Source organism: Delftia sp. Cs1-4, assembly GCF_000214395.1.
GTDB classification, from domain to species: Bacteria; Pseudomonadota; Gammaproteobacteria; order Burkholderiales; family Burkholderiaceae_C; genus Comamonas; species Comamonas acidovorans.
This window is the reverse complement of sequence record NC_015563.1, coordinates 2,042,386-2,067,214: the sequence shown is the minus strand read 5'-3', so window position 1 is coordinate 2,067,214 and position 24,829 is coordinate 2,042,386. Positions and strand designations below refer to the sequence as shown.

18 protein-coding genes, 2 pseudogenes and 1 other annotated feature are annotated in these 24,829 nt (G+C 67.1%); of the genes and pseudogenes, 6 read left to right on the top strand and 14 right to left on the bottom strand.

Going from position 1 to position 24,829, the window contains the following annotated elements; all coding sequences use genetic code 11:
* Window positions 1-89 precede the first annotated feature (89 nt).
* Window positions 90-2,066, top strand: a complete 1,977-nt coding sequence (locus DELCS14_RS09220) for an AAA family ATPase (RefSeq protein WP_013801395.1) — start codon at window positions 90-92, stop codon at window positions 2,064-2,066.
* 2 nt (window positions 2,067-2,068) lie between these two features.
* Complete coding sequence (locus DELCS14_RS09215; protein WP_013801394.1) at window positions 2,069-3,979, top strand: ATP-dependent helicase; 1,911 nt, start codon at window positions 2,069-2,071, stop codon at window positions 3,977-3,979.
* A gap of 93 nt (window positions 3,980-4,072) precedes the next feature.
* Here DELCS14_RS09215 and DELCS14_RS09210 read toward each other — a convergent pair whose 3' ends face one another.
* The gene (locus DELCS14_RS09210; RefSeq protein ID WP_013801393.1) at window positions 4,073-4,600 is read right to left on the bottom strand and encodes a hypothetical protein; all 528 of its coding nucleotides are present in this window, start codon (window positions 4,598-4,600) and stop codon (window positions 4,073-4,075) included.
* A gap of 1,437 nt (window positions 4,601-6,037) precedes the next feature.
* Between DELCS14_RS09210 and istA the strand changes: the two genes are divergently transcribed.
* The 3 genes from istA to DELCS14_RS29800 are packed head-to-tail and all read left to right on the top strand — an operon-like array spanning window position 6,038 to window position 8,602.
* The gene (gene istA, locus DELCS14_RS09200) at window positions 6,038-7,588 is read left to right on the top strand and encodes an IS21 family transposase (protein ID WP_049801489.1); all 1,551 of its coding nucleotides are present in this window, start codon (window positions 6,038-6,040) and stop codon (window positions 7,586-7,588) included.
* Window positions 7,581-8,381 carry an IS21-like element helper ATPase IstB gene (gene istB / locus DELCS14_RS09195; protein WP_013801228.1) on the top strand — a complete coding sequence of 267 codons (801 nt, stop codon included), beginning with the start codon at window positions 7,581-7,583 and terminating at the stop codon, window positions 8,379-8,381. The genes istA and istB overlap by 8 nt, the downstream gene beginning before the upstream one ends.
* Window positions 8,378-8,602 carry a hypothetical protein gene (locus DELCS14_RS29800; protein WP_013801229.1) on the top strand — a complete coding sequence of 75 codons (225 nt, stop codon included), beginning with the start codon at window positions 8,378-8,380 and terminating at the stop codon, window positions 8,600-8,602. The genes istB and DELCS14_RS29800 overlap by 4 nt, the downstream gene beginning before the upstream one ends.
* Window positions 8,603-8,701: 99 nt before the next feature.
* On the opposite strand, the gene DELCS14_RS09190 is transcribed toward DELCS14_RS29800, so the two are convergent.
* The 11 genes and pseudogenes from DELCS14_RS09190 to DELCS14_RS09140 form a co-directional block, all read right to left on the bottom strand.
* Window positions 8,702-9,013 carry a hypothetical protein gene (locus DELCS14_RS09190; RefSeq protein ID WP_013801391.1) on the bottom strand — a complete coding sequence of 104 codons (312 nt, stop codon included), beginning with the start codon at window positions 9,011-9,013 and terminating at the stop codon, window positions 8,702-8,704.
* A complete protein-coding gene (locus DELCS14_RS09185) occupies window positions 9,010-10,029 on the bottom strand; it encodes a PRTRC system protein D (protein ID WP_013801390.1) in 1,020 nt (339 codons plus the stop codon). Before DELCS14_RS09185 ends, DELCS14_RS09190 begins: the two co-directional genes overlap by 4 nt.
* Window positions 10,030-10,266: 237 nt before the next feature.
* Window positions 10,267-10,581, bottom strand: a complete 315-nt coding sequence (locus DELCS14_RS09180) for a hypothetical protein (RefSeq protein ID WP_157158255.1) — start codon at window positions 10,579-10,581, stop codon at window positions 10,267-10,269.
* On the bottom strand, window positions 10,565-11,590 hold the full coding sequence (locus DELCS14_RS09175) for a PRTRC system protein D (protein ID WP_013801388.1): 1,026 nt from the start codon (window positions 11,588-11,590) through the stop codon (window positions 10,565-10,567). The genes DELCS14_RS09180 and DELCS14_RS09175 overlap by 17 nt, the downstream gene beginning before the upstream one ends.
* A 221-nt stretch (window positions 11,591-11,811) precedes the next feature.
* Window positions 11,812-12,030 (bottom strand): annotated as a pseudogene (locus tag DELCS14_RS09170) (integrase core domain-containing protein); the annotation flags it as partial.
* A 12-nt stretch (window positions 12,031-12,042) separates the two neighbouring features.
* Window positions 12,043-13,092, bottom strand: coding sequence for an IS110 family transposase (locus tag DELCS14_RS09165; RefSeq protein ID WP_013801387.1), 1,050 nt, complete (start codon window positions 13,090-13,092; stop codon window positions 12,043-12,045).
* Between the two features lie 213 nt (window positions 13,093-13,305).
* A pseudogene (locus DELCS14_RS09160) lies at window positions 13,306-14,318 on the bottom strand (IS3 family transposase); the annotation flags it as partial.
* Window positions 13,921-14,037, bottom strand: a sequence feature (AL1L pseudoknot). (Overlaps the previous pseudogene by 117 nt.)
* 402 nt (window positions 14,319-14,720) lie before the next feature.
* Window positions 14,721-14,852 (bottom strand): hypothetical protein, encoded by a 132-nt coding sequence (locus tag DELCS14_RS31390; protein ID WP_267234577.1) that lies wholly within the window; start codon window positions 14,850-14,852, stop codon window positions 14,721-14,723.
* 113 nt (window positions 14,853-14,965) lie between these two features.
* Complete coding sequence (locus DELCS14_RS09150; protein WP_013801385.1) at window positions 14,966-16,237, bottom strand: IS256 family transposase; 1,272 nt, start codon at window positions 16,235-16,237, stop codon at window positions 14,966-14,968.
* Window positions 16,238-16,252: 15 nt separating this feature from the next.
* Window positions 16,253-17,581, bottom strand: coding sequence for a hypothetical protein (locus DELCS14_RS09145; RefSeq protein ID WP_157158254.1), 1,329 nt, complete (start codon window positions 17,579-17,581; stop codon window positions 16,253-16,255).
* Window positions 17,578-19,347, bottom strand: coding sequence for an SIR2 family protein (locus tag DELCS14_RS09140; RefSeq protein ID WP_043795886.1), 1,770 nt, complete (start codon window positions 19,345-19,347; stop codon window positions 17,578-17,580). The genes DELCS14_RS09145 and DELCS14_RS09140 overlap by 4 nt, the downstream gene beginning before the upstream one ends.
* A 1,230-nt stretch (window positions 19,348-20,577) precedes the next feature.
* Here DELCS14_RS09140 and DELCS14_RS09135 point away from each other — a divergent pair.
* Window positions 20,578-21,798: an integrase domain-containing protein gene (locus DELCS14_RS09135; protein WP_228676865.1), complete on the top strand. Its 1,221-nt coding sequence runs from the start codon at window positions 20,578-20,580 to the stop codon at window positions 21,796-21,798.
* 151 nt (window positions 21,799-21,949) lie between these two features.
* On the opposite strand, the gene DELCS14_RS09130 is transcribed toward DELCS14_RS09135, so the two are convergent.
* Window positions 21,950-22,159: a hypothetical protein gene (locus DELCS14_RS09130; protein WP_013801382.1), complete on the bottom strand. Its 210-nt coding sequence runs from the start codon at window positions 22,157-22,159 to the stop codon at window positions 21,950-21,952.
* Window positions 22,160-22,263: 104 nt separating this feature from the next.
* Window positions 22,264-24,414 carry a ParB N-terminal domain-containing protein gene (locus tag DELCS14_RS09125; protein WP_013801381.1) on the bottom strand — a complete coding sequence of 717 codons (2,151 nt, stop codon included), beginning with the start codon at window positions 24,412-24,414 and terminating at the stop codon, window positions 22,264-22,266.
* Window positions 24,415-24,829: the final 415 nt, after the last annotated feature.

The window sequence follows — 24,829 nt, the reverse complement described above, 5'->3', positions numbered from 1 at the left end:
CAAGCCCGAGGCACCTGATCGCGTGACATGATGTCGTCTTTGTATCCGCGCGTATCTTGCGGACGCGCGTCATCCACAGAGACAGTTCCATGCATGTCGAGAGCATCGTCATCAGCGGGTTTCGGTGCTTCGGCCCTCATCCGACGCTGATACATCTGAGCCAAGGCCTCACCGCCATCGTCGGTCCGAATGCGTCCGGGAAGACGGCACTGCTGCATGCCTTGATGCGTCTGTTCGGTGTCACCCGCGCGCAGCGCACCATCGTCCCCTCCGACTTTCACATCCCATTGGCCGAGGGCGAACAGCCGAAATCCCGGGCCCTCACGATCGACGTCCGGCTGAGCCTGCCGGAGTTGGCGGACGGCTCGGCGACAGCCGCCACAGTCGCGCCGGTCTTTCGCCACATGCGCATCGAACGGCCCGGCGGCACGCCGATCTGCCGCCTTCGGCTGAGGGCGCGCTGGGACGACGATGGCACGGCCGAGGGCACCGTTAGTCAGGACCTGTGCTGGATCTCCACCGCCGACGAAGCTGTGCGCGACGATCAGGCGGCGCCGGTGGCCCCCGGCGATCGGGGACTGATCCAGCTCCTTTACACCCCGGCCAGCCGGGACGCCGCCACCCAGATACGAGCCAGCACGGGCGCACTCGCGGCCCGCCTGCTTCGGGCGATCGAGTGGTCGCCTGACACGCAACGCGTGGTGGATGCCGCGACCGAGCAACTGACCACGGCATTCGGCAGCGAGAAGGCGATCAAGGCCATCAGCGAATCTCTTTCGAAGCGCTGGGGAACACTCCACGATGGTGACATCGATTGCGACCCCGAGCTCAGCCTGATGAGCCGGCGCTTCGAGGAGGTCGTTGCCCGCATCGGCGTGCTGTTCAGGCGCGGGCCCGCCGGCAAGGATCGCGGGCTCGAGGCGCTGAGCGATGGCCAGCAGTCGCTTTTCTACTTCGCGCTGGCGGCCGCGGTGTTCGATGTCGAACGCGCGGCCGTCGCGGGGACCATCGAAGGTTTCAGGGCCGAGGAGTTGAGCATTCCCGCCCTCACGCTCTTCGCCGTCGAGGAGCCCGAGAACCACCTCGCACCCTACTACCTCTCGCGCATCGTCCAGCAACTGCGCACCCTCGTGGACACGGGCGCCGGCCAGGCCGTCGTGTCCAGCCATTCGCCCTCCGTGTTGGCGCGCGTCGTGCCCGACGACGTCCGCTACTGCCGCCGCGACAACGCAACCGGCACATCCTCGGTGTCACCGATCCCGCTGCCGACGGGAGAGGTCGAAGCGGTCAAGTTCGTGCGCAACGCCATGCTGGCGTTCCCGGAACTCTATTTCGCCCGGTTCGCGTTGCTGGTCGAAGGCGACTCGGAGCGCATCGTGCTGCCCCGTCTGGCCGAGGCATTGGATCTCACGGTCGACCCCTCGTTCGTGGCCATCGTGCCGCTCGGCGGACGCCATGTGCAGCACTTCTGGCGCCTGCTCAAGGGGCTGGGCATTCCGTACGCCACGCTCCTGGACCTCGATCTCGGCCGGGAAGGCGGAGCTTTCGGCCGGGTCAAGTACGCTTTGCAGCAACTCGTTGCGCTCGGCGTGCCCCGCGAGAGCATCCTCACGACGGGAAGCGGCTCGGTCTTGGACGAGGCGGAACTGGAAGCCATGCACGGCTGGGTTCCCGACCTGACGAATCTTCAGGGCTGGCTGGCTTACCTCGAGCGGTCTTCCTCCGTATTCTTCTCATGGCCTCTGGACCTCGACCTTGCGATGCTGTCTGCCTTCCCCGCGGCCTACGCAGCAACCATCGAGGGCACCGGGCCGCGCATGACCAACGAGGCCGCCGCCGAGGTCGTCCTCGGCACGGCCGGCCCGGGGCTGGCGAGCTACATCGGCACCGCGGAAGCGTTGCGCGTGCACATGGCCGCCTACCGCTACCACTTCCTGACCCATAGCAAGCCCGCCACGCACCTTCGCGCGCTGACGCACATCGATGCCGAGGCGCTCAAGGCGGGGATGCCGGACACCTTGCGGCGGGTTCTGAACCACATCACCTTGCAGCTCTCGGGGCTCTGAGCATGCCCTTGCCTGCGCGCCGTATCCGCTCCGAGGACTGGCGGCCCGTCGGTCTCGACGGCCTGGAGCACAACGCCCTGACGGTCGTGCGCTCCGCAAGGAACCATTCGGTCCTGGCCGGCCCTGGCGCCGGCAAGACCGAACTGCTGGCGCAGCGGGCGGCCTTCCTGCTGCAGACCGGCGCCTCGCCGGCACCGCAGCGCATTCTGGCCATCAGCTTCAAGCGCGATGCCGCCAGAAACCTGGCACGGCGCGTGCGCCAACGGTGCCATCCGGAACATGCAGCGCGCTTCGATTCGTTGACCTTCGATGCCTTCGCCAAGAGCCTGGTCGACCGCTTCGGCCAGGCCCTGCCGGAGCGCTGGCGGCCCACGCCCGACTACGGAATCCTTTTTCCCAAACGCGCGCATTGGGAGGATTTTCTCGATCGCGCGAGCAGCTCGCTGACCAAGCCGGAATCCCAGGCGGCGGTCCGGGCCTTGTCCGTCAAGGACTTCGAGCGACGTCACGTGCTTGCGGAACCAATACCGGAAGCCGGATGGCCCACGAATACGGCCGGGCGCTGGGCCGGCCAACGCTTCTGGGACGAGCAGCTGCGCGGCGCCGCGCGCAGCTATCTCACGTTTCCGATGCTCAGCAGGCTTGCCGAGCTGCTGGTACGGGTGAACGCGGCCGCGCGCAATGCACTGGCCCTGACCTATTCGCACGTGTTCATGGACGAGTTCCAGGACACCACGCAGGCGCAATTCGACCTGGTGCAAACCATCTTCCACGGGACCCGCACCGTAATGACGGCCGTCGGCGACAACAAGCAGCAGATCATGCGCTTCGCACTGGCCATGGATGATCCGTTCACCGCGTTCGAGGAAGCCTACGGCGCTGAGCGTATCCCGCTGCGCAGCAATTACCGCTCCTCGCCCGAGCTCGTGCGGATGCAGCACGTGCTGGCTCGGTCGCTCGACGCCGAAGCCGTGGAACCCCAATCGAGGACCGCTTCGAGCATTCCGGATGCCTGCTGCGCGATCTGGGACTTTCGCGGCGCGAACGAAGAGGCGCAGCACCTGGCGCGGTTCATCGCTGCGCAAATGCGGGAGCATGGGCTCAAGCCCACCGATTTTGTGCTGCTTGTGCGCCAGAAGGCGGACGACTATGCGGGAGTTCTGGCTCCTGCCTTCCAGGCCGCTGGCATCCCCTTGCGCAATGAGGCGGCGCAAGTCGGGGCGCAGATGCTGCAGGAGCTGCTGACCGAACCGCTTTCGGACGCGGTGGTCCTGTTGCTGCGCTTCGCAACGGCGGCCAGCGCAGGACGGGCCTGGAGTGAATCGCTGCACCTGCTGAGCGAGCTGCATGGCGTCGAGCATGCGGACGAGCGCGCACGGCGGCGGCAGGCGAGAGCGCTGGATGCCTTCGCGCAGCAGTTCCTCGAGCGCTTCCCTCTCCCGCCGCAGACGCTTGAAGCCGCTCGTCCCATCGTCCAGGAGATCGTCGCCTTCCTGGGACGCGAACGTCTCGTCGCCGCCCATGATCCCTACGCGCATGGCGACTGGTTGCAGCAGGTGGAGAGCAGTGTCGCGCAGCATCTGTGGTCCAGTTCCGTCGGCAAGACGCGCTGGCCCGCCGCGCTCGACGACTATGAAGGCACCCATGCGCTTGCGCTCATGACCTTGCACAAGAGCAAGGGACTGGAATACCACACGGTGATCTTCCTCGGGCTGGACGACTCGGCATGGTGGAGTTTCAAGTACGACAGCGCGGACGCCACGGCGGGCTTCTTCGTTGCGTTCACGCGGGCCAAGCAGCGCGTCGTCTTCACCTACACGGCCGAGCGGGGCGCCCGGCGCGAGATCGCCCCGCTCTATGCCATGCTGCATGCGGCAGGCGTACAGACACTGGCCGTGCAGGCCGCACCTTGATGCACGGGACACGTGGGACGCGCAGTCGCCCTGTCGCCGCCTCGCCCGATGGCCGGGCCATCGACCTCGTTTGCGCAGAGGCAGGCGTGCAGTTCAGAGACCGCACCGCTGGCGCTGCGCGCAGCCGCCGCAAAGATGGGGTGCGCCGTTGGCGCGAGCTTCGATGGTCCCCGCCAGCACCTGCCTGCGCCGCTGGACCAGCGCGATGACCTCGGCCGCGGGAAGAAGGCGCACGCGGCAACACGCAAGCTGGCGGCCGTCCGGCGCCTGGATGAGCACATAGCCACGCGCCGAGACCGGCTGGCCGAGTTCGAAGCCCAAGGCCACCCGCTGGGCGGAGAGTTCGATCACGTCCGAGGGATAGACCCTCGCGTGCACGCGCGTCTTGAGTTCCAGCAGCACGAACATGCCGTCGCGCCGCCTGTAGGCACGGTCGACCTTCGCCGAGATCGCCTCCGGGTCACTGGCGCGGAACAGCCGCTCGCTGTAGGCGAGCTCGGCTTGCCGCAGTTCACGCGGCAGCAGCGGCTGCCCTGAAGTCCTCGCCCTGAGCCAGCGGCGAACGCCGAACCACAGGGTTGCCGCGATGAGAATGCCCGCGGCGGCAAGCTCAGCACCCACGGTCCGTCTCCTCGCAGCTACAGCGCCAATGCGCGTACAGGACCACGAGGCGAAGGCCTTGGCGAACCGGCACGCGGGCCCAAGGGTGGCGCGCGAGCCACGCGCATACGCGCGGCGCAGCTCGGTAGTACCAGGCGATCAGGCAGCGCCCCGGGGCGCTGGCCCTCAGCACGCGGTCCCGATAGCGCCTGAGCACCGAGGTCTGCGGCGCGGTACTTCCGAAGACCTGGGTGGCGATGAAGCAACGGCCCCGAAGACCAGCCTGCCCGGCTTCGGCCTGCGCATCGAACGCCGCATGCAGCCGCCGTCCCCGCAGGACAGCCTCGTGCTGTCCGGCCGACAGCCGCCGCCCATGGCGGTGTTCGAGGACCATCCTGCGCTCGCACATGCCCATGGCCGCGATTTCCGACGCGCTGACGTACCCGTGGCCACCGCGATCCATTCCTTCCCGAGCCATGGCCAACTACTCCCCCAGCGGCTCGGCGAACACCGCGTCTGTCACCGCGCCCGACCCGAAGTTCGGCGCTGTGAACGCTGGTCAGGAACCGCGTGTATTTGCTGGTGAGGTGGCGGATTTGATCTTGGGCTGATTGATCGGTGGGTTGGAGGGACAGCATCTGCCCGGCCGCCCTGCAGGGCGGCCGGGCAGGCGCAGCCGATGGCGTGGGCGCGATGCCGACGCAGTCGATGGGTATCAGGGTGACGTGGTGACTTCGGCGGTACGGCGGTCGTACGGGGCAGCGCTCGGGATACAACAGCGCTCATGCCGAAGAAGGTGGGCGCGGCATCGGTCTCTCTGGCCGGCAAGCTTGACGACCGTACCGCGCCCTACACCGTGCCGATGAAGGTGGTGCTGCGTCAGTGTGGCACCGCTGGGACGCGTCCGTCCAGCACTGCAGCTTCGGTCGTTGACCGAGGTGGGCATGGATGTTCCGGGGCGCCTGTTCCTGTGTGCGCGTTGCCGCGTGCAGGTCTTGCTGTGCAGCCACTGCGACCGTGGCAATCGCTATTGCGGCCGGCAGTGCCAGCGCCTGGCGCGCGAGGCGGCTCGGCGCGAGAGCGCACGTCGGTACCAACGGTCTCGGCGCGGCCGGCTTGCCCACGCCGAGCGGTCGCGGCGCTGGCGCCAACGGCGCCGTGCCCGCGGTGATGGTGGCACCGGCGGTGGAGGTGGTCTGCAGCACAACGTGACGCACCAGGGTTGCCCGAGCGGGGCGGCTGCGGCTCCACTGGTCGCATGGACAAACCACATCACCTCGGCGCCTGCGCACACGGCGGCCACCACGCCGGTCGCCGTGGAGGCCGCCACCACACCCACCACCGCCACACCCACCACCACGCCCTGGCTGTGCCGGCGCTGTGCCCGGCCACAGCCCGCCTGGGTGCGCCAAGGCTTCCTTCGTCATGGCCTGGGCTGCGCGCGCGCTGGGTGGCGCCATGACCATAGCCCCTGACCTGGTCGCGCAGATCCTGCGTCTGCATGCGGCGGAGAAGTGGCGGGTGGGCACCATTGCCCGGCAGTTGCATGTGCACCGCGACACCGTGCGCCGGGTGCTGGCGGTCAACGGCCAAGCCGTGCCGCCGTCACCGCTGCGATCCAGCCGAATCGATGCCTACCGGCCCTTCATCCTCGCCACGCTGGCCAAGTTCCCCACGCTCACCGCGGCGCGGCTGTACGCCATGGTGGGCGAGCGCGGCTACGTGGGCTGCGACTCGCACTTCCGCCACCTCATCGCTGAGCTGCGCCCGAGGCCGCCCGCCGAGGCCTACCTGCGCCTGCGCACGCTGCCTGGTGAGCAAGCGCAGGTGGACTGGGGCCACTTCGGTCACTTGGCAGTAGGCCGCGCCCGGCGTCCGCTGATGGCCTTCGTCATGGTGCTCAGCCACAGCCGCATGATCTTCCTGCGCTTCTTCCTGGACGCGCGCATGGACAGCTTCCTGCGTGGTCATGTCGAGGCCTTCGGCGCCTTCAACGGCTGCCCCCGGGTGGCCCTGTACGACAACCTCAAGAGCGCGGTGCTTGAGCGCCAGGGTGACGCGATCCGCTTCAATCCCGAACTGCTCGCTCTGGCCGCGCACTACCGCTTCGAGCCGCGCCCGGTGGCAGTGGCGCGGGGCAATGAGAAGGGCCGGGTCGAGCGCTCGATCCGCTACATCCGCGACAGCTTCTTCGCAGGGCGCCCGTTCACCGACTTGGCTGACCTCAACGCGCAGGCACGGGCTTGGGCAGCCGGCTCGGCCGCCGACCGGCGTTGGCCCGAGGACAGCGCCTTGAGCGTGCGCCAGGCCTTCGAGGCCGAGGGGCGCAGCTTGATGGTGCTGCCTGATGCGGCCTTCGCACTCGGCGAGCGCGTGGCCGCGCGGGTGGGCAAGACGCCCTACGTGCGCTTCGACACCAACGACTACTCGGTGCCACACACCCAAGTCCAGCGCACGCTGACGGTGTGGGCCGACGAGCAGTGGGTGCGTGTGCTCGACGGCGCCACCGAGCTGGCGCGCCACCGGCGCTGCTGGGACAGCCGCACGCAGATCGAGGACGACGCCCATGTGCAGTGCCTGGTCGAGGCCAAGCGCGCCGGCCGGGCCCACCGCGCCTGCGACCGCCTGGCCCAAGCCGCACCGGCCAGCGCACAGTTGCTCCAGCGCGCCGGCGCGCGCGGCGAGAACCTGGGCTCGATCACCGCCACGCTGATGCGGCTGCTCGAGCGCTGGGGGGCCGCCGCATTGCAGGCGGCGATCACCGAGGCGCTCGCGCGCGACGTGGCCCACCCCAACGCCGTGCGGCTGGCACTGGAGCGCGCCCGCGCGGCCAGTGGCGAGCCGCCGCCGGTGGCGCTGGTGCTGCCCGAGCACGTGGCCAAGCGCGACGCGCCGGTGCGCACCCACGACTTGCGCTCCTATGACCGTCAGCCAGACCGCCAGCACGACCCGCAACCCGACCAGCAACCCGACAGCCCCCAGGATCCACCGGAGAGCCCCGATGAATGACATCGCCACACCGGCCGCGCTGCGTGAGCAGGCCGCCGCACTTCGCCTGCATGGCCTGCTCGAGCACTGGGCTGAGGTGATGGCCCAACCCGAGCAGGCGCACTGGGTGGCGCAGATGCTGGCCTGGGAGGCCGCCGAGCGCAGCCGCCGCAGCCTGGAGCGCCGCCTGCGTGAGGCGCACATCGGGCGCTTCAAGCCGCTGGCCGACTTCGACTGGGCCTGGCCCAGGCAGATCGACCGCGCGGCGGTCGAAGAACTGATGACGCTGGCGTTCGTCAAGGACGCCAGCAACGTCGTCCTGGTCGGCCCCAACGGGGTGGGCAAATCCATGTGTGCCTGCAACATCGGCTACCAGGCGGTGCTGGCCGGGCACACAGCCCTGTTCACCACCGCCGGGCAGTTGCTGGGCGAGCTGGCCGCGCTGGACAGCGACTCGAGCCTGCGCCGCAAGCTGCGCCAGTACGCCGCCCCGGACGTGTTGATCATCGACGAGGTCGGCTACCTGTCGTACTCCAACCGCCACGCCGATCTGCTGTTCGAGCTGGTCAGCCGGCGCTACCAGCACAAGAGCACGGTGGTGACGACCAACAAAGCGTTCGCCGATTGGGGCGAGGTCTTCCCCAACGCGGCGTGCGTGGTGTCGTTGATCGACCGGCTGATGCACCGCGCCGAGGTGGTGCGCATCGACGGCGAGTCCTACCGGGCCAAGGAAGCGCAGGAGCGCGAGGCCCAACGCCTGGCCGCGCGCTCGGCCAAGGCAACGCCAGCGCGGTCTCGTAAGGCCGCAGCATGAGTGCATCGCCGTCGACATCGTCGCCATCACCGACATCGAGCGCTGCGGCGGTCGTGCCAAGGCACTGGACGCCCGAGCAAGCACTGGCCGTTGCCGAGTGCCTTCAGGCCATGCGCCAGGCACTGTGGGCCGCCTATGGGCCCCAGATGCAGCAGGCCTGGCGCGAACAGCTCATGCCTGACACCGACCCGCCTGAGTTCGATCCCGACGAGCCGTTCTGACCTTCCGCACACCGGCCAGGCCCTACCAGCTCAGGCATCACACCCACCCCCCCATCAGGGCCTGCATGCAGGCCCTGATGCCGTTCGGCCGGGGTCACTTCACCGCAAATCCACGCCCCCCTGCAAATCCGCCACCTCGCCAGCGATTAGCAGCGGATTTACATCAGCGGCAACAGGCGCCGCTGCTTCATTCGGCGCACCGCCCCCGCGGGCGGGAAGCCCAGCTCCCGGCACAGGCAAACCGTGCGCGCGAACCGCCCGCAGGCCCTCGTGCGCCAGCAGCCGCAGGCGGTTGACGCGTTTCACTCCTTTGCTGAACCGGACCAGATCGTCGTAGAGCGGCGGGTTGTCCTCGCGCGACATCTCGAACAGGAGTCTGATCGTCCCATCGTTGCGGCTTTCCTCGCTCATCGCACGCCTCCCGTCTCGATGTCGCCTCGGCTGGCCAGGTAGTTCATGCCCGCGATCTGGTAGCCCCGCACGTTGGCGAACATCGCGTCCTTGAGCACCAGCACACGCTGGCGCGGAAACGCCGCCTTGACGGCACCCTTGAAGCGATGGACGCCTCCACCCGCCATCACGATGTTGTGGAAGCCCGTGGCATCGCCGATCCAGTGCAGCATCGAGGACACCGCCTGGCCGGCGATCTTCTCGATCATGGGGCGCATCCGGTCCAGGTCGTACGGCCGCTGGTAGATCATGGGTCCCCTGCCCGCCCGCAGCGCGGCGTCTATCGCATCGACGTCCCTGTAGTGGACGCCGATGTCCTGGGTGATCTCGGATGCCAGCACCTGCAGTACGTCGGCGACGCCGCGGGGAACAGAGTGGCTGCGCTTCTGCACGAACCGGACACCCCTCGCCACGACCCAGTCGAAGGTCCGGTATCCGGGGTCGACCACGAGACTCTGTTCGCTGGCGATCCTGTCCATCTTTCCCGCGACGGAGGAGAAGAACAGCAGGGCGCCCTGCGGCTGCGCGATCGCCATGGCCTTGTGCACGAGCACCCGCCGGCCGCCTCCGACGTCGTGCGTTCCCATCATCGCGCGCTCGAGCTTGGCCTTGCGCGCGACCAGCAGGGCCACCGGAAGCCCGACGACGAGCAGATGGATCTCGGGCACGTTCATCATGCGGAGGGCGCCCCTGAGCAGCGCCAGATACTCGGGCGTCTCCGTGTAGCGGTCGTGCATCTGCGAGGGGCGGAAGGCTTCGCCGGCGAGGGCAACGTCCGGGCCGACCTCGTAGAACAGGCCGCCGATGGGGATGCAGAACGTGGCGCGGCCCTCGATCGCGGCGACCTTCGAGGAATCCCTCGCCGCCGGATAGCAGATCGACGGAAAACTGGCGCACCGGATCTCGGTGCCGGCCACCCCCGTCACGAACTTGGTATGGCCGAACCCGACGTCTACGGCCCTGACCACTGGTTTCATATGGCTCTCCTGAAGAATTGGTTTGCGAATCGGGCACCCGCCGAAGGCACCCACGCAGACTGCGCCAGGGCATCCCGTGATCGCGGCCGGGTGTGACTCCACGCCGACCTGGGTCCCGGTTCGTCCCGCGCCGTCCCGTCGGGGCCCAGCGGTGCGCATTCCGTCTCACCACGGTCTCACGGGAGTCGCACCCGTCAAGGTCGCGATTCGGGACGCCGTGGCACCAGGGTCTGTCGCTCACTCCTCCAGCGGCACATCGAAGAGCCCGGCGGTCACCCGCGGGTCCAGCGCGGCAAGATCGGTCCGCTCACCGCCATGCTCGATGTCAACGGGAACGGACTTCGCCGGCCCCTGCGCTTGCGCGGCCGACGGCTGCGGGATGGCGGCCAGCAAGCCGTCATGGGCCAGGGTACGCAGCCGCGCTACGCGCCGGCGGCCTTTCTTCAACTGCACCAGTGCGTCGAACAGGAGGGGATCGTCGCTGCGGCTCAGCTCCAGCGTCACGCGCAGGCGCATGGCTTGCGGGCCAGGTGCTTCATCGCTGTCCATCATGGTCCTCGGCGGACAAGCCTTGGGCCTTGAGCAGGTTGTCCCCCGCGATCTGGAAGCCCTTGACGTTGGCGAACATCGGCTCCTTCACCACGTAGATCTTGTGGTTCGGAAACGCCGCCTTGACCGCATCCTTGAACATGAACGCGCCGCCGCCGACGAGGATCACGTTCTGGATGCTGTAGTCCTCCGTGATCCACTCCATCATCGAGGAGACGGCGCGCCGCGCGACCGCGCGCGCGGTCGGCAGGATCGGCGCGAGGTCGTAGGGCTTCTGGTAGATCATCAGCGGCTTGCCGGTGCGCAATGCCGCGTCGATGGCAGGCAGGTCGCTGTAGGGACGACCGATGTCGCTGCTGATCTCCTGCGCGATCGTCTTGAGAACGTCGGACATGCCGCGGTTGACGGAGTTGCTGACCTTCAGCACTAGGCGCATGCCCCGCGACAGCAGCCAGTCGAATGTGCGCGATCCTGGATCGATGATGAGGCTCTGCTCGTGTTCGATGCTCTTTTGCTTGTGGTACGCCGCCGTGTAGTAAACCAGCGCGCCCTGGGGCTGGGCGACGGCGATGGCTTTCCTCACCTCCACCGACTTGCCGCCCCCGAGGTCGTGCACGCCCGCCATGGCCTTTTCCAGGTAGCTCTTGCGCGCCTGGAAGGACGACACCGGCAGTCCCACGACGAGCAGGTCAATCACGCTGAGCTTCATGTAGGCCATGGCTCCGCGCGCCAGCGCCATGTACTCGGGCGTCTCGACGTACTGGTCGTGCAGCTGCGTCGCGCGGAAGGTGTCCGCCGCCAGGTGCACCTCCGGGCCGACCTCGTAGAAGGTGCCGTCGATCGGGATGGCCACCGTCCGCCGCCGCTCGGCCGCCGGCCTCGTGCCCGGATCCTTGACGCTGGTATAGGCCAGTGAGGGGAAGGACGCGCACCTGATCTCTTGCTCCGTGAGCCCGACGACGAACTTCGTGTTGCCGAAGCCGACGTCGATGGCCCTGACGATCTTGCTCATTGCAGGCTCCTAGCCATGGACGCAAACACCGGAAGCGTCATCCATCGCGGCCCGGGGACGCAACGCGAAATCCGAGCGCAAGTGAGCAGATTTCGACGGCAGCTCCGCTTTCCGGCTCGGACGGGGCGTACCGGCGCCCGGGCGCGGGGATGCCCAGTGGATTCGACGGGTTCGCTCGGGCCTGAACCGCCCCGGTTTTCGTGGAGGCCGGTTGGTTTAAGTTAGACCGCCACCATGGAGGTCTGACTGGCGAGTTGCCGGTAGTAGTTTGCCTCAGCCTCTGCAGGCGGTATGTATCCAATAGGTCCGAGCAGCCTGTGATGGTTGAACCAGGACACCCATTCCAGTGTGGCCAGTTCCACCGATTCGCGGGTTGGCCAGGACCGGCGATGGATCACCTCGGCCTTGTACAGGCCGTTGATCGTCTCGGCCAAGGCGTTGACGCTCCTATGTCAAGGGGCGCCGGGTGACCGGCCCAGATCACCCAATATCAACGGGTACAGCTCGCGCACGATGTACCGCTTCAGGCACCGCTGGATCTCCTTGGTCGACAGCCCCTGTGCCGTTCGGCGAGCGACGTACTCGCGTGTACGCGGATCACTTCGCATTCGGACCATCGCAATGGTCCAGAGTGCATTGTTCGCGGAACGGTCGCCGCCTCGATTCAAGCGATGGCGCTTGGTCTTCCCGGATGAGGCTTGCAAGGGACTGACCCCGCAGAGGGCTGCCAGGGAGGCCTCGCTCTTCAGTCGATCCGGGTTGTCTCCAGCCACGCAAACCAGGACGGCAGCGGTTTGGGCACCGACTCCAAACTTCTGCCGGAGCCGCGAAGCATGCTGGCAGGTGAGCTGCTCGAGCTCCGCATCCAGAACCTTGACCTCCGCTTTCAACGCCAGCCAACGTTTCGCCAGGAGACGCAGGGTTGCCAGCAGAGACTGCAGCAAGGGCTCAGCCCCCAGCGATCTCACTTTGGAGCACATGTTCACGCAATCCTCAGCGTTGGGACGCAGCAAACGATCTCGGATGTCTTGTGGCGCGCTGACCAGAATTCCGCGCAACTGGTTGATGGTCTGCGTTCTGGCCTTCACCGCGCTCCGGCGCGCCGCTGAGACAGCGCGCATCGCGTACGCAGCGCCAGACTGCTGTTTAGGGACGGCTGTCGCACGGCCTGCGAGAACAGCACATGCAGCGCTTTCAGCGTCGGTCGGATCGGATTTGCCACGCGTCCGCCGCGCGGAGCGGTCAGGGCGGTTTACTTCGAACACCTCGACGCCATGATCGCGCATCAGCCTCGTCAATCCAGCACCGTAGGTGGCCGTACCCTCCACACCGGCACGACGCAATTCTCCGAATGATCGAGCCCAGTCCAGCAGCTTCAAATAGCCGGCAGCGGTGGTTTCTACGGCCTGCGTCCCAAGCAGCCGGCCAGTGCAGCTGATCACTGCGCCGACATGCACGTCCAGATGCGTATCAACGCCAAGAATGACTTCGTCCTGATTCACACAAGCTCCTCCGTGTTGCAGAAGGCGCCGCCAACCTCAATAGCGGGACAGGACACTCATGGTGCAGAACAAGGCTCCTATTAGGTCACGTGCATTGAGCCCGACAGCGCTCGGGGGAACATCCGACGTGATCGACAGGTCAACGCAAAGGCAGCACGGCCAGTCGTAGCTCGGGTCAGATCACGTCGGCGTCCAAGAGCATTGGAACTGAGTGTCGTAGCTGTCGCCCTTGCTGCCCACAGATGGCTCGATGCCTGCCTCTGACAGCCGTTCGCTGTAGCGGATGGAAACGTATTGCGACCCCCTGTCGGAATGGTGAATCAAGGCACCATCACGCTCGGGCTGCCTGGCATATAGGGCCTGCTCCAGGGCATCCAGAACGAAGTCTGTGTGCATGGAGGTGCTGACCCGCCAACCCACAATGCGCCTGGCGTACACGTCGATCACGAAGGCCACGTACAACCAGCCTTGCCAGGTTGAGACGTAGGTGAAGTCCGACACCCACAGCTGGTTGGGCCGCTCGGCCTTGAACTGTCGGTTGACCCGATCCAGTGGGCACGGCGCCTTGGCATCGCTGAGGGTGGTGCGCACCACCTTGCCACGGCGCACGCCCTGCAAGCCCAGGCGCTTCATCAAGCGTTCGACCGTGCAGCGAGCAATGACAACTCCCTCGCGGTTCATCTGCTTCCAGATCTTGTCGGCGCCGTAGACCCGCATGTTGGCCTGCCAGACACGCTCAATGTGCGGCACCAAGGTGTCGTCACGCTGGGTGCGCGCGCAGCGCAGCTGGGGGTTGCGTTGGTGAGCGGCGTGACGCCAATAGCCTGACGGGGCGATCTGCAGCACTTTGCAGATCGACTCGACCCCGTGGGCCTGTCGATGCTGGTCGACGAAGTCGTTCAGGACTTCAGACGGCGGTCGAGCTCCGCCTGGGCGAAAAACGCGCTGGCCAGTTTCAGGATCTCGTTGGCCTTGCGCAGCTCCTTGTTCTCGCGTTCGAGTTCTTTCAGGCGCTGCAGATCGGTCGTCGTGACGCCGGCCCGGGTACCGGTGTCGATCTCATCGCGCTTGACCCATTCGTTGAGGGTCTGGGGCACGCAGCCGATCTTGGGAGCGATGGATTCGATGGCGGCCCACAGCGAGGGGTACTCGCTGCGGTGCTCGCGCACCATGCGAACAGCGCGTTCGCGGACTTCGGGTGAAAACTGGTTCGACTTCTTGCTCATGGCTCAATCCTCTCAGAGAAAAGAGCCTCCTCAAAATACGGGGCGGTTCAGGCCAGCATCCTGAAACCAGACGGATTTCTGCCCACCTGCCCCGGCATGTAGCCGCGCTGCCGCGGCTTCACAGGTTGATGCTTCGTTCAAGGGTGTACGGCGAGGCAAGGGGATAGCCGCCAGTCGGCGGCGAGGTCCAGGGTCCTGCTGAGCGCCTGTGGTCGATCAAGCAGTTGTCAAGGCCGACGCCTGTAGGATCGACATCGCCTGGCTGCAGCAGGCGCGGGCCGACCAGATGCGTTGCGCACAAGACTTGCGCGCGGGCCTGGCGAGGCTGGTGTTGCGCCGACCCAAAGCCGCGCTGCACGAATCCGGCTGTGGGCTGGTCCGCCCGTGGATCCGCCTTCGCGTCTACATGAAGAACCGGAACTGGTAGGGAGTTGTGCCCAGCCGGTCAATGCGCTTGACCACGCGTGACAGGACCTTTGCGTACTCCAGCGTTACCGGCAGCGGGTTGTAGAGAGCGTCGTTGTTCCAATCCATTTTGCTGAGGGGGCCTGTCTGAATTTTTGTGTGCAAGGCTCTCATTGACTTGCCCTGGTCAGCCGGAGTTGCATGAGACAACGACGGATACCTGGGCAAGTGGAGACTGCATCTTAAGCAGTCCTCCTGGTGAAGCGGTCCTCGTAGAGGATCGCGAACTGGTTCATTGCCTCCTTCCAATCCTTGGCCGCGCGGCCCCAGTCAGCCGTGATGTTGCGCAGGGCCAGCCAGATCAGCTTGGTGGCCGCGTCATCGCTGGGGAAGTGCCCGCGCGTCTTGATGATCTTGCGCAGCCTCGCGTTGATGCTCTCAATGGCGTTGGTGGTGTAGACCACGCGGCGCACGGCTGGCGGGAAGGCGAAGAAGGGGATCACCTTGTCCCAGGCCCGACGCCAGGCCGCCACCACGGTGGGGAACTTGTGACCCCAAGGGCCTTGCTCAAAGGCCTCCAGCTCGGCTTGTGCCGCCTCAGCACTGGGCGCCGTGTAGATGGGTCGGATGGCCTGCGCAAGCAGCTTGCGATCCTTCCAGCTCGCGTAGTCCAGGCTGTTGCGGATCAGGTGCACGATGCAGGTCTGCAGCGTGGTGGCCGGGAAAACCGCCCCCAACGCCTCGGCCATGCCCTTGAGACCATCGGTGACAGCAATGAGGATGTCGTTGACGCCCCGGGTCTTCAGGTCGTTGAAGACCTTCATCCAGAACTTGGCCCCCTCGGTGCCTTCGATCCACAGGCCCAGGATGTCGCGGCTGCCATCGGGCAGCACGCCCAGGGCCAGGTAGATGGCCTTGTTGCGCACCACCGCGTCCTCTCGGATCTTCACGCGCAGCGCGTCGAAGAACACCACCGGGTACATCGGTTCAAGCGGGCGGGCCTGCCAGGCGGTGACCTCGGCCATGACGGCGTCGGTGACCGAGCTGATGAACTCGGCCGAGACCTCTGTGCCGTAGCTCTCCAGCAAGAAGCCCTGGATCTCGCGCATGGTCATGCCGCGCGCGTACATGGCCACGATCTTGTCGTCAAAGCCGGTGAAGCGTCGCTCGTGCTTGGGGATGAGCACTGGCTCGAAGCTGCCAGCGCGGTCACGCGGCACCTCGATGCGCAGCGGGCCGTCGTCGGTGAGCACCGTTTTGCCCGTGCTGCCGTTGCGGTGGTTGGCCCCGGCCTCGGGCTTGGCACCCCCGGGGGCATAGCCCAGGTGATGGCTGAGCTCAGCGCCCAGCGCACGCTCGATCAGCGCCTTCTTGAAGGCCACCGTCGCGGCGTTGACCGCCTCGCCCGTCATCGGCCCGGTCACGAACTGGTCAATCAGTTCCTTGGGAATGGGCGGCAGCTTCGCCGCCGCAGCAGCGCTGGCCGCCGCCTTCTTCGTCGTCTTGCTTGGCATACATGCTCCTGATCGTCATGCTATGCCTCGCACACAAAATTCGGGACAGGCTCTGCTGAGGGCGAGAATGGCCCAAGCGGCATCATCCCAAGACCCGTGGCCAGCGTGGCGGACCAGCCGGATCGGCCGCGGAGTGCTTCGCGAGCCTTGGAAGTAGGGGCGATTGCTGATACCTGCGACAGCCCCGTGCGTCCAAAGCAAGGCGTCAAAGGGACCCAGCCCAAGTAGCGTGCCGCGCGTGACTGGATACATCGCTGCCTGGGGTTCGCCTTTGACCCTGGGCTGCTCATGAAGTGCGCCCCGCCATCCGACATCTTCGACGACCTGGATGAGATCGACGGACTCGCGCAGATGGAATGCCTCCATACAGCCGTCGACTTCGTCGGGCTTGAACTCTGTGGTCTTGTGGACCATCACTCGTCGCGGCACCCTGCCGGCGTGCCGGCGTCTGTACAAGTCCATGGCGCGGGTCATGACCTTGAACATCTCGGTTCGCGACAGGAACGGGTTCTCGCGCTGCACCTCGAACTCGTTCGTGTCGTAAGCGATGAACTCCACCCCCGCCCCGTCGGCGTCAAATACCTGGCTGCAGCAGGTCACGAAGCGTGGCTTGCCTGAAACGACGGGACGTAGCGAGTAGGACAGGCCGATGTAGGCCGTTTCTGATTCGGTGTGGGCCAACTTCCAAGGAACGCCGCCAGCCTTGGCATAGAGAGCCAGGCCGATGCGCCACATGACACTCGCTCTATCCTTGTACGTGAGACCGCTGCCTTCGCGAACGATTTGCACAGGCATGCCGGCCGAAGCCGTGATGGCCTTGACGTGGTCATGCAGGTCGAAGTCCTCGCCCGCGCTTCCCGTGAACCCCATTTCCCAACGGTCAGGCAGGTAAATGAAGAGGACGTCGAAGAGGTTCCGCCTGCCGTCCAGTTGCTGCAACGCGCGCGTAAGTGCGGCCGCCAGCACAATGTGCGGCGAGCGGCTCGCCTCGTACTCGCGCTCAAGATGCGGTTCCAGCTCCATATGGCAGCCGTTCCCGGCTCCCGTCATCCGAACATTGAAGACGTGCTGGAAACCGGGCCAGGCGGGCAGGTAATCCGTGCGCTCGGTGGGCTCGTAGTGCGAATTGAGTTCCTTGAGAAATTCGTAGAGGCGCTGACTTTCGCCCGCCGGCGCCAACGCAGCCACCCTGATAGGGTCCGGGACCAGGAGGCCTCTCGAGTAAGGTCCGTACTGAATGAGGCCCCGGAGCGGATGGATGTGCACGTCGCCACGCCGCGCCGGGTGAAAGGACAGCTTCGGCTCGCTGAGGAGAACGTGGTTGGCCAACTGGCTTGCGCTCATGCTCCGGCCCTCCGAGTGAAGGCGGTTCGGTGACCGAACCTGAACGCGGCGTCGACGCCGGTAGACACGCCCAAGGCGTGAACCTCTTCGCCGTCGCCATAAAGATACGACGACCAGAAATCGACCAGGGAATCGAGCTTCTGGTTGTAGCGCTTGAAGGTGCGCTCCCTGCCGAAGCTCGACGCCGCGAACCTGGTCTCGGCCGTCAGCGTCAGGAAGATGGGGCCGGGCTCCAGGAGCAGCCACAGGGCATCTGCTGCCCATTCGATGCGCACGGCGCAGCCTTCGCGCCATTGAAGGTTGGGAAATTTGGGCACCGTTCCACCCAAGGGGGCCGCGTGCTTCTTTAGTTCCTGAAGCCCAGGCTCGTCCACAGACATCGGATACAGGAGATCGGTAGTGCGCTTGCGAATCCGCCCCAGCCCCCGATGGCGGCATAGAGCCCGAACGACGGCGTCGCGAAGCAGACCTCTCTCCGCCGAGTCGTAGCGCAATCGCCGGGTTTCGATGGAAGCCAAGTCGAACTCGGCGATGTCGAACGGCGCAAAGGCCTTGCGGACGTCGGCATCGGCTCCAAACGCAAGAACGCCAGGCCTTGTCCTCGCGGCAAGTACATCGACACCAGCCGCCGCCACAGCTTCGCGCACGTCGCCAGTTCCTCCGACTTTGCACACCACGCGTCTGAACACGGTCGGCATCTGCGCGATCCGCAGCGCGTTCAAGCGCACGACCGGCCAATGGGCTTTGCCAACGATGGCCGGCGCCGCTGTCTTGACCTCTCTCTGCTTGCCGAAGGCCTCCAAGGATTTGGCATCGAGTTTGGAGACAACGCGCACGAGGTCTCGAAGCCCCTCGTCGAAGCTTTGGACTCGAACCAGGCCGGTCTCAACGCCGTGGGTATGTGCCAGGTTGAGAAGCGCGGTTACCCGCTCGTACGGGGGCCCGTCACCCCGATGCAGCCAGAACAGGCCCGCCGGAAATGCACCCGGGATTGCCGCGGCCTCTTCCAATGCGTCCATGATGGAATCGTCACGTCCGCTGTAGCCGCAGACAATAAGCCCAGAGCGTCGGCAACTGTCGACCAGGACCGCGCGCAGCTCACGGTCCTGATGGCGGAGTTCATCGTCGGTGTTCTTCAGCTGACGCCAGCGGAAGTCTCCATGGAGCTTGAGCTCGATGGGCCAACGGCTGTCCGCCATCGCCTTGCGGGCGATCTCGGGACCAACACCGAAGGCCACGGAAGTGAGTGCGCCTGTCCCATCAAACACCTTGGCGCATGCATCCGCCACCAGAGGGTCAAAGTTCGTCGTCCAGACTATGCGCGTGTGGTCAGCCTTCATCAGGGCGGCTAAAGCCATGTGGCCATAGGAAGGCTTTGCTCCGCTCAACTTGGCGTCGAGATACGCCCGACGATCCGCCTCAGCGGGAAAGACCTTCTCGAAGATGACCGAGTACTCGTTGGGAGCGCCCTCGGCTGGCAGGCTGCTTGTTGAGTCGATGTGGGATTGCAAGTGTTGGCGCACGCTTGGCGCCGATAGGTCGGCGACCATTTCGGGGGACGCCCGCCGTTGGCTTACGAACAGCTTCTGTTTGAACTCCCAAATCATGTCGCCGGCTGTCGGGATGCCGGCGGCGGCTGAAGCACCTGCGCCCAAGAACCACATCAAGCTTCCGGGGCGCATAGAAAATCGCCGCGAAAAATCGTCCGGCTGTATATCGAGCTGTGATGCCGACGAATCAACCGGCTGCTTTTCGATCTCCTGCATAACCCTCCGGGTAAAGCCTAGCGTGCCTTACTAGTCTACAAGCCGTGCCTGACGATCGCAGAATCAGCCGCAGTTGATTGACCCCTTCTTTCGGCCCAATGATCCCGACGCATATCCAAGATCCAAGATGAAAGCGCAGGCCTTGCCCGCCACTCAACGCTCCACATACTTCGGACTGCGGCGTGTTGAGACAAGGGACGCCGGCTTTTCCGGATGGCTACTTCAAGGAAGACTGAAGCGCCGAGCCTTCTGAGGCGTTGGCCTCGCACCATTCTTCAAAGGTTGTTCAAGTCGGGCGGGACTTCATCGCGTCCCACGCGGCACCGCCCAAGTCCCCCTCCAGGCCGGATTCACAACCAGAGGCCTAAGCCCTGTTTGTCAACCCCCTCCCGCGCAATTGCGGCAAAGTCGGCATCCAGACATAGAGGCGCCTCACAGGAAGGTGCGGACGCCACCCCGAAAGCGTCCGCGATGGCTTGACGGCGCGCAGGGGACTGCTGTCCACTGGGCACTCCCGAAGGCTCCTTGCCCTGGCTCCCATCGGGGAGCGCAAAAAGGCGTTGCGGTCGTTACCCGCCCTTCATGTCCCGGCCCCGAGCCCGGACGGAGCCCTGCCTCAGAGCAGCGCCCAGAGGGATCCCCTTCGTAGTGAAAGCCCGTGACTTGCCAGCCCGCGCGGCTGGGCGTTCTTCAAGGACGCGTCGCGGTGCAGGTCAAACCGTTCGCTGGGCACCTGATGCCCAAGCACTGTTCCCGCCACCTTCCGAGCACGCGCATCGCGCGGCACACGGTCGTGTTTGCCCTTGTGGGCTCCACGTGTGTTCCTGCTCGGACATCTGACGCTCCCTGGCCCCGGTCAGGGGAGCGACCCAGCAGATGGGTGGCGCTACGAATCCAGCACTGATCCCGCAGACGCGCGTCGGCCAGGCCGATCGCGCAGCGCACATGGACCTCCAAGGTCCTGGCGCACCCCACCCTGTGTCCGTCGCGGAAACGCGCGCACAGGTCCGGATCAACCCGTGTTCATTTTTAAGACCGACCGCGCCGCCGGACTGCCCACCGCAGCCGTGCAGCGAAACCCTGGGTAGGTGCCGTGCGGCGTGGCCGCGCACGGCGCTTGACGCATCGGCCACGGACCGGCACTGGCAACGGAATCCGCCAGCGACGGCAAGCCCATCCACCGGGATTCCCTTTCACACACCAGACGGCACGCGTTCGGGACGCGGGCCCGTGTCACAGGAGAGCCAAATGAATGCCGACACCCCTTCGCCCGACCGGCCCCGCAGGCGGTCCAGGCGCGCGAAGAAGACCTCCCGCCGCCACCCCGGGCGGCGCCACCTCGACTGGGCGGGCCTGAGCGCCGCCGACGTCCTGGCCCGCCACCCGCCAGGATCGACGCCGCCCGAGGACGTGCTGGAGATCCTGCTGGACCTGTTCAACGAACAGCACACGGCCATGCTCAAGAGCGTGTCCCACAAGACGCGGCACGACCGGGCGGTGTTCCTGCGGCGCTTCCTGCGCGACCTCCACGCCAAGGCGGGCTTCGCGACGATTCCAGACCCCCGCAACCTGGGCGGGCGCCACATCCAGGCGATGGTGGACCTCTGGCGCAAGGACCGCCTCGCGGCCGCGACCATCCAGACCTACCTGAGCTTCCTGCGCGGACTGGCGCAATGGATCGGCAAGCCCGGGCTGGTGCGCAAGCCTGGCGCGTATGGCATGGACATGCAGGAGTACCAACGCCACGAAGTGGCCCAGCGCGACAGGAGCTGGACCGGCGCGGGGATCGACATCGAGCCCCTGATCGAGGAGGTGTGCGCCTACGACCGCCACGTGGGAGCGGCCCTGCGGCTGATTCGGGCCTTCGGGCTGCGCCGCAAGGAAGCGGTGATGATGCGGCCCCACGCCTGCGTCGTGCCGTTCTCGGCCACCCGGCTGCCGCAGGAGCGCAAGAAGGCCGAGAGTTACCTGTGGGTGTGCCAGGGCAGCAAGGGAGGACGGCCGCGCTTCGTGGCCATCGCCACCGAACCGCAGCACCAGGCCCTGGCGTATGCGCAGTCCGTGGCCGTGGGCATCGACGCCCACCTGAGCAACCCGAAGCGCGACCTCAAGCAGAACCTCAACCACTTCAGCTACGTGATGCGGCGCTTCGGCCTGTCCCTGAAGGAACGCGGCGCGACCGGCCACGGCCTGCGGCATGAAGTCTTCGTGGAAGTCTGGGTCGGCGCCACCGGCACCCAGCCCCCGGTGCGGGGAGGCGCACTGCCCCCGAAGGAGGTGCGGGAGGCCGCGCGGCAGGACATCGCGGAACTGGCCGGACATGCCCGCAAGCGCGCGGCGGGCGCGTACATCGGTTCGGTCCGCGCCCAGCGCCCGGCGGGAGCTCCGCCCGGCACGGGTGCGGCCAACGACGAACGCGCGGTGGACCAGGCCGCCGCGCGGCGGCCATGAGGACGACTGCCATGGGCATCCGTCTCGCCAGGGCCATGGAGTGTCCGCCCTTCGCAGCAGCGTCCGCGCGGCGGCTGCCCCGCCAATACAAACGCCCCCGGCGCCCACGCAGGACGGGCCGGGGGCGTGCCCGACGCGGGCGCCCGGTGGCTCACGCCATTGGCGACACCTCGAAGTCCTCGTCGGGATAGATCGAGGCGCCGCGCGGCCTCACTTCGCCAAGGGCGAGTTCTTCGTCGCTGACCCCGTAGCGCGAGAGGGCCGCGCAGCGGGCGAGGGATTCGCTCGCCTCGCTGACCTTGCCGAGGTCCACCATGCCGCCGTCGCGGGCCACGCGGACCCGCCAGTCCTTGATGTTCATGCCATGCACTCCTGTTGTCGCTGCTTCCCGGCCTGGGAAGGTTGTCGATGGGGAAGGCCGGTCCCGGCACCCTCGCGGGCGTGGAGCGGGCCAAGCGCCGAGGCTCACGCCGCCTGGGCCAGGGCGTGGGCCTCTTCCTGCTGCGGGCCTTCGGCGTCCGTGCCGGCCTGGGCACCGCTGCCTGCCGCGTCCTCCTGCGGTTCTGGCGGGCCGGCGTGCTCGCCGTCGCCACCGCCTTCACCGGCCGCTGGGGCGACCTCGTCAGCCTGCGCGGCGCCGTCCGGGGAACGCAGGCGCAGCACGGGGGGCAGCCACCCCGTGGCGGCGACCGCCTGTTCGGCGCCGTTCGCCGCCGCCTCCTTCTTGAGCGCCTGCAGCGCCGCAGCGGCCTGGGCGCCCGCCGCTTCCTTCACGACCTCGGCGATGCGGGACTTGGACACGTGGTTGAAATAGGACGCCGCCGTGGCCGTCCACCACTTGCGCATGTCCAGGCCCAGCGCCAGGGCGAGGCCGTCGGTGCGCGGCGTCTTTGGCTCTGCGGAATGGACGCCGGTCACCGTGAGCGCGACCAGGAACGTGAAGAGCCGCGAGATGGCCGCCGCGTCCAACTGGAGCACCCAGGGCAGGACGGCATCCGCCCGGGGCGGCAGCAGCGCCTGCCAGTGCTGGCGCTCGGCGTGCAGCGACTGCCATGCCGCGCACGCCTGCATGTCCTCGGCGTCCTGGCGCAGCGCCGCATGGCTGTCCGAGGCCGACAGCGCGAGCGGATCGCAGCCACTGCCCGGGTGCCGGTGGCCATCGATGAGCAGCTTCGCCGCCAGTTGCGCGGTGACCGCCGCCACGGCCACATCGGGGCGGCGCAGCAGTTCTGCCTGCATCGCCGCCACGCGGTGCGCGGTCAGGTTGCGCGTCAGCCGGTCAGAATGGACGGGCCGGGTCCTGGCGGCGGGCAGGGACACCAGCGCGCCGCCGCCCTCGCCCGCCGCCCCGCCGCGCGCGGCCTGGGCGAGTTGCGCCATCTCGCTGCGGTCTTCCGGGCGGATCAGCCCGCAGTGGACGGCTGGCGCGGCGTCGTTGCCGACGTAGACCACGCAGCCGGCCTGGGCCATGAGGTCGGGCGGCCACACCGACAGCGATGCGGTGATCGCCTCGATTCTGGCGTTCAGTTCGTTGCACTCGCCTTCCAGGCGCCGGAATTCTTCCTCGCCGTCGCCGGTCCCGGTGCCCTCATCCTGGTCGCAGAGTGCCGCCATGCGCTGCTCGCGTTCGGCGATCTGCGCGTGCAGGCTGTCGCGTTCGGCGTCTTCGTCGGCGCTGGCCTCGCGCGCGGCCTTGCGCATCTCGCCGTGCTTGGCGTACTCGTCATGCACATAGCGCGCGCGGACGTCGACCCACTTCCAACCCTCGGCGGCGACCTGCTTGGCCTTGCGCTGGAGCTTGGCCACGGCCAACTGGTCGAGCAGCACCGGGTCGAGCAGATAGACCTTCCTGTCGTCGTCGCTGAACAGGTCGCGCCGCGTCGGGCCGCCCGCCTTCTCGTAGGCCTTGACCGTGACATACCGGGCCACTGGGCTGCGGTCGGACTCGATTTCTCCCTGGGTGAGGATGCGGCGCAGGTGGTCGGGATGGCGGTTCCACGGATCCAGGCCGGCCCAGGCCTGTTCCTGCCGGTCGTGGTCGTCCACCGAGGCCAGCACCATGAGGCATTCGAGGTCGATCTTCTTGTCGCGGTATTGCGCCATGAGCCCGGGCGAGACCGATGCGAGCCTCATGCGGCGCTTGACCACCAGCGGCGTGACGCCGAACGCCGCCGCCACGTCCTCGACGGACTTGCCCATGCCGATGAGCTTGGCGAAGGCAACGAACTCGTCGGCCGGGTGCATCGGCACGTGGAAGGTGTTCTCCGCGAGGCTGGCCAGCAGCCCCCGGTCGGCGGGCACGACGAGCACGGGCACGGGATAGTTCTCGGGCAAGCCGCCCGCAGCCACCAGCAACCCGATGGCCTGCAGGCGGCGACCGCCTGCGCAGACCTCGTGCAGGTTGCGCGGCCCCTTGACCACGATGAGGTTCTGAAGCACGCCGCATTCCTTGATGGAGGCGGCCAGTTCGGTGAAGCTCATCTGCGGCCTGCCGCCCGGCGCGGGCCCGGGCGTGCGTGCCTGGTGATGGTCGGAAAGGATCAGTTGGTTGAACGGAATGTAGGTGCGCGGCGAGGCCTCGATGAGGGCCTCGATCTCCGCCTTGGAAATTTTCATGGGTACTCCTGTGCGTTGGAACGGAGCGGGCCTTGCGCCTGCCCCGCGAACCCAGGATCGCATCGGCCCGCCCCGCATCAAGGGCACGGCCGGGCGTGCGCGCCGCGCTCGCCGCACCCCGTGCGAGCGGCCGCGCCGGCAATCCGCGCGGCGGCACCGCGCCCACGGCAGGGCCGGCCGGAGCCGGCGGCGGCGCGCCGCGCCGCGCGGGGACAGTCCGGGTCCGGGTCCGGGTCCGGGTCCGAGCCCGAGTCCAGGTCCGGTATCCGGCACTTGCGGTTGCATCGGGCGAGCCGCCACGGCGGCATCGCGCGAGCAGCCGCCGCTGCGCCCCGGCAGGCGTTGCCGCCTGCTCGCTCCATCGCGTCGTTCACCGGGGCAGCGTCGCGGCCCTCGCGGTCATTCCCGGCGTGTC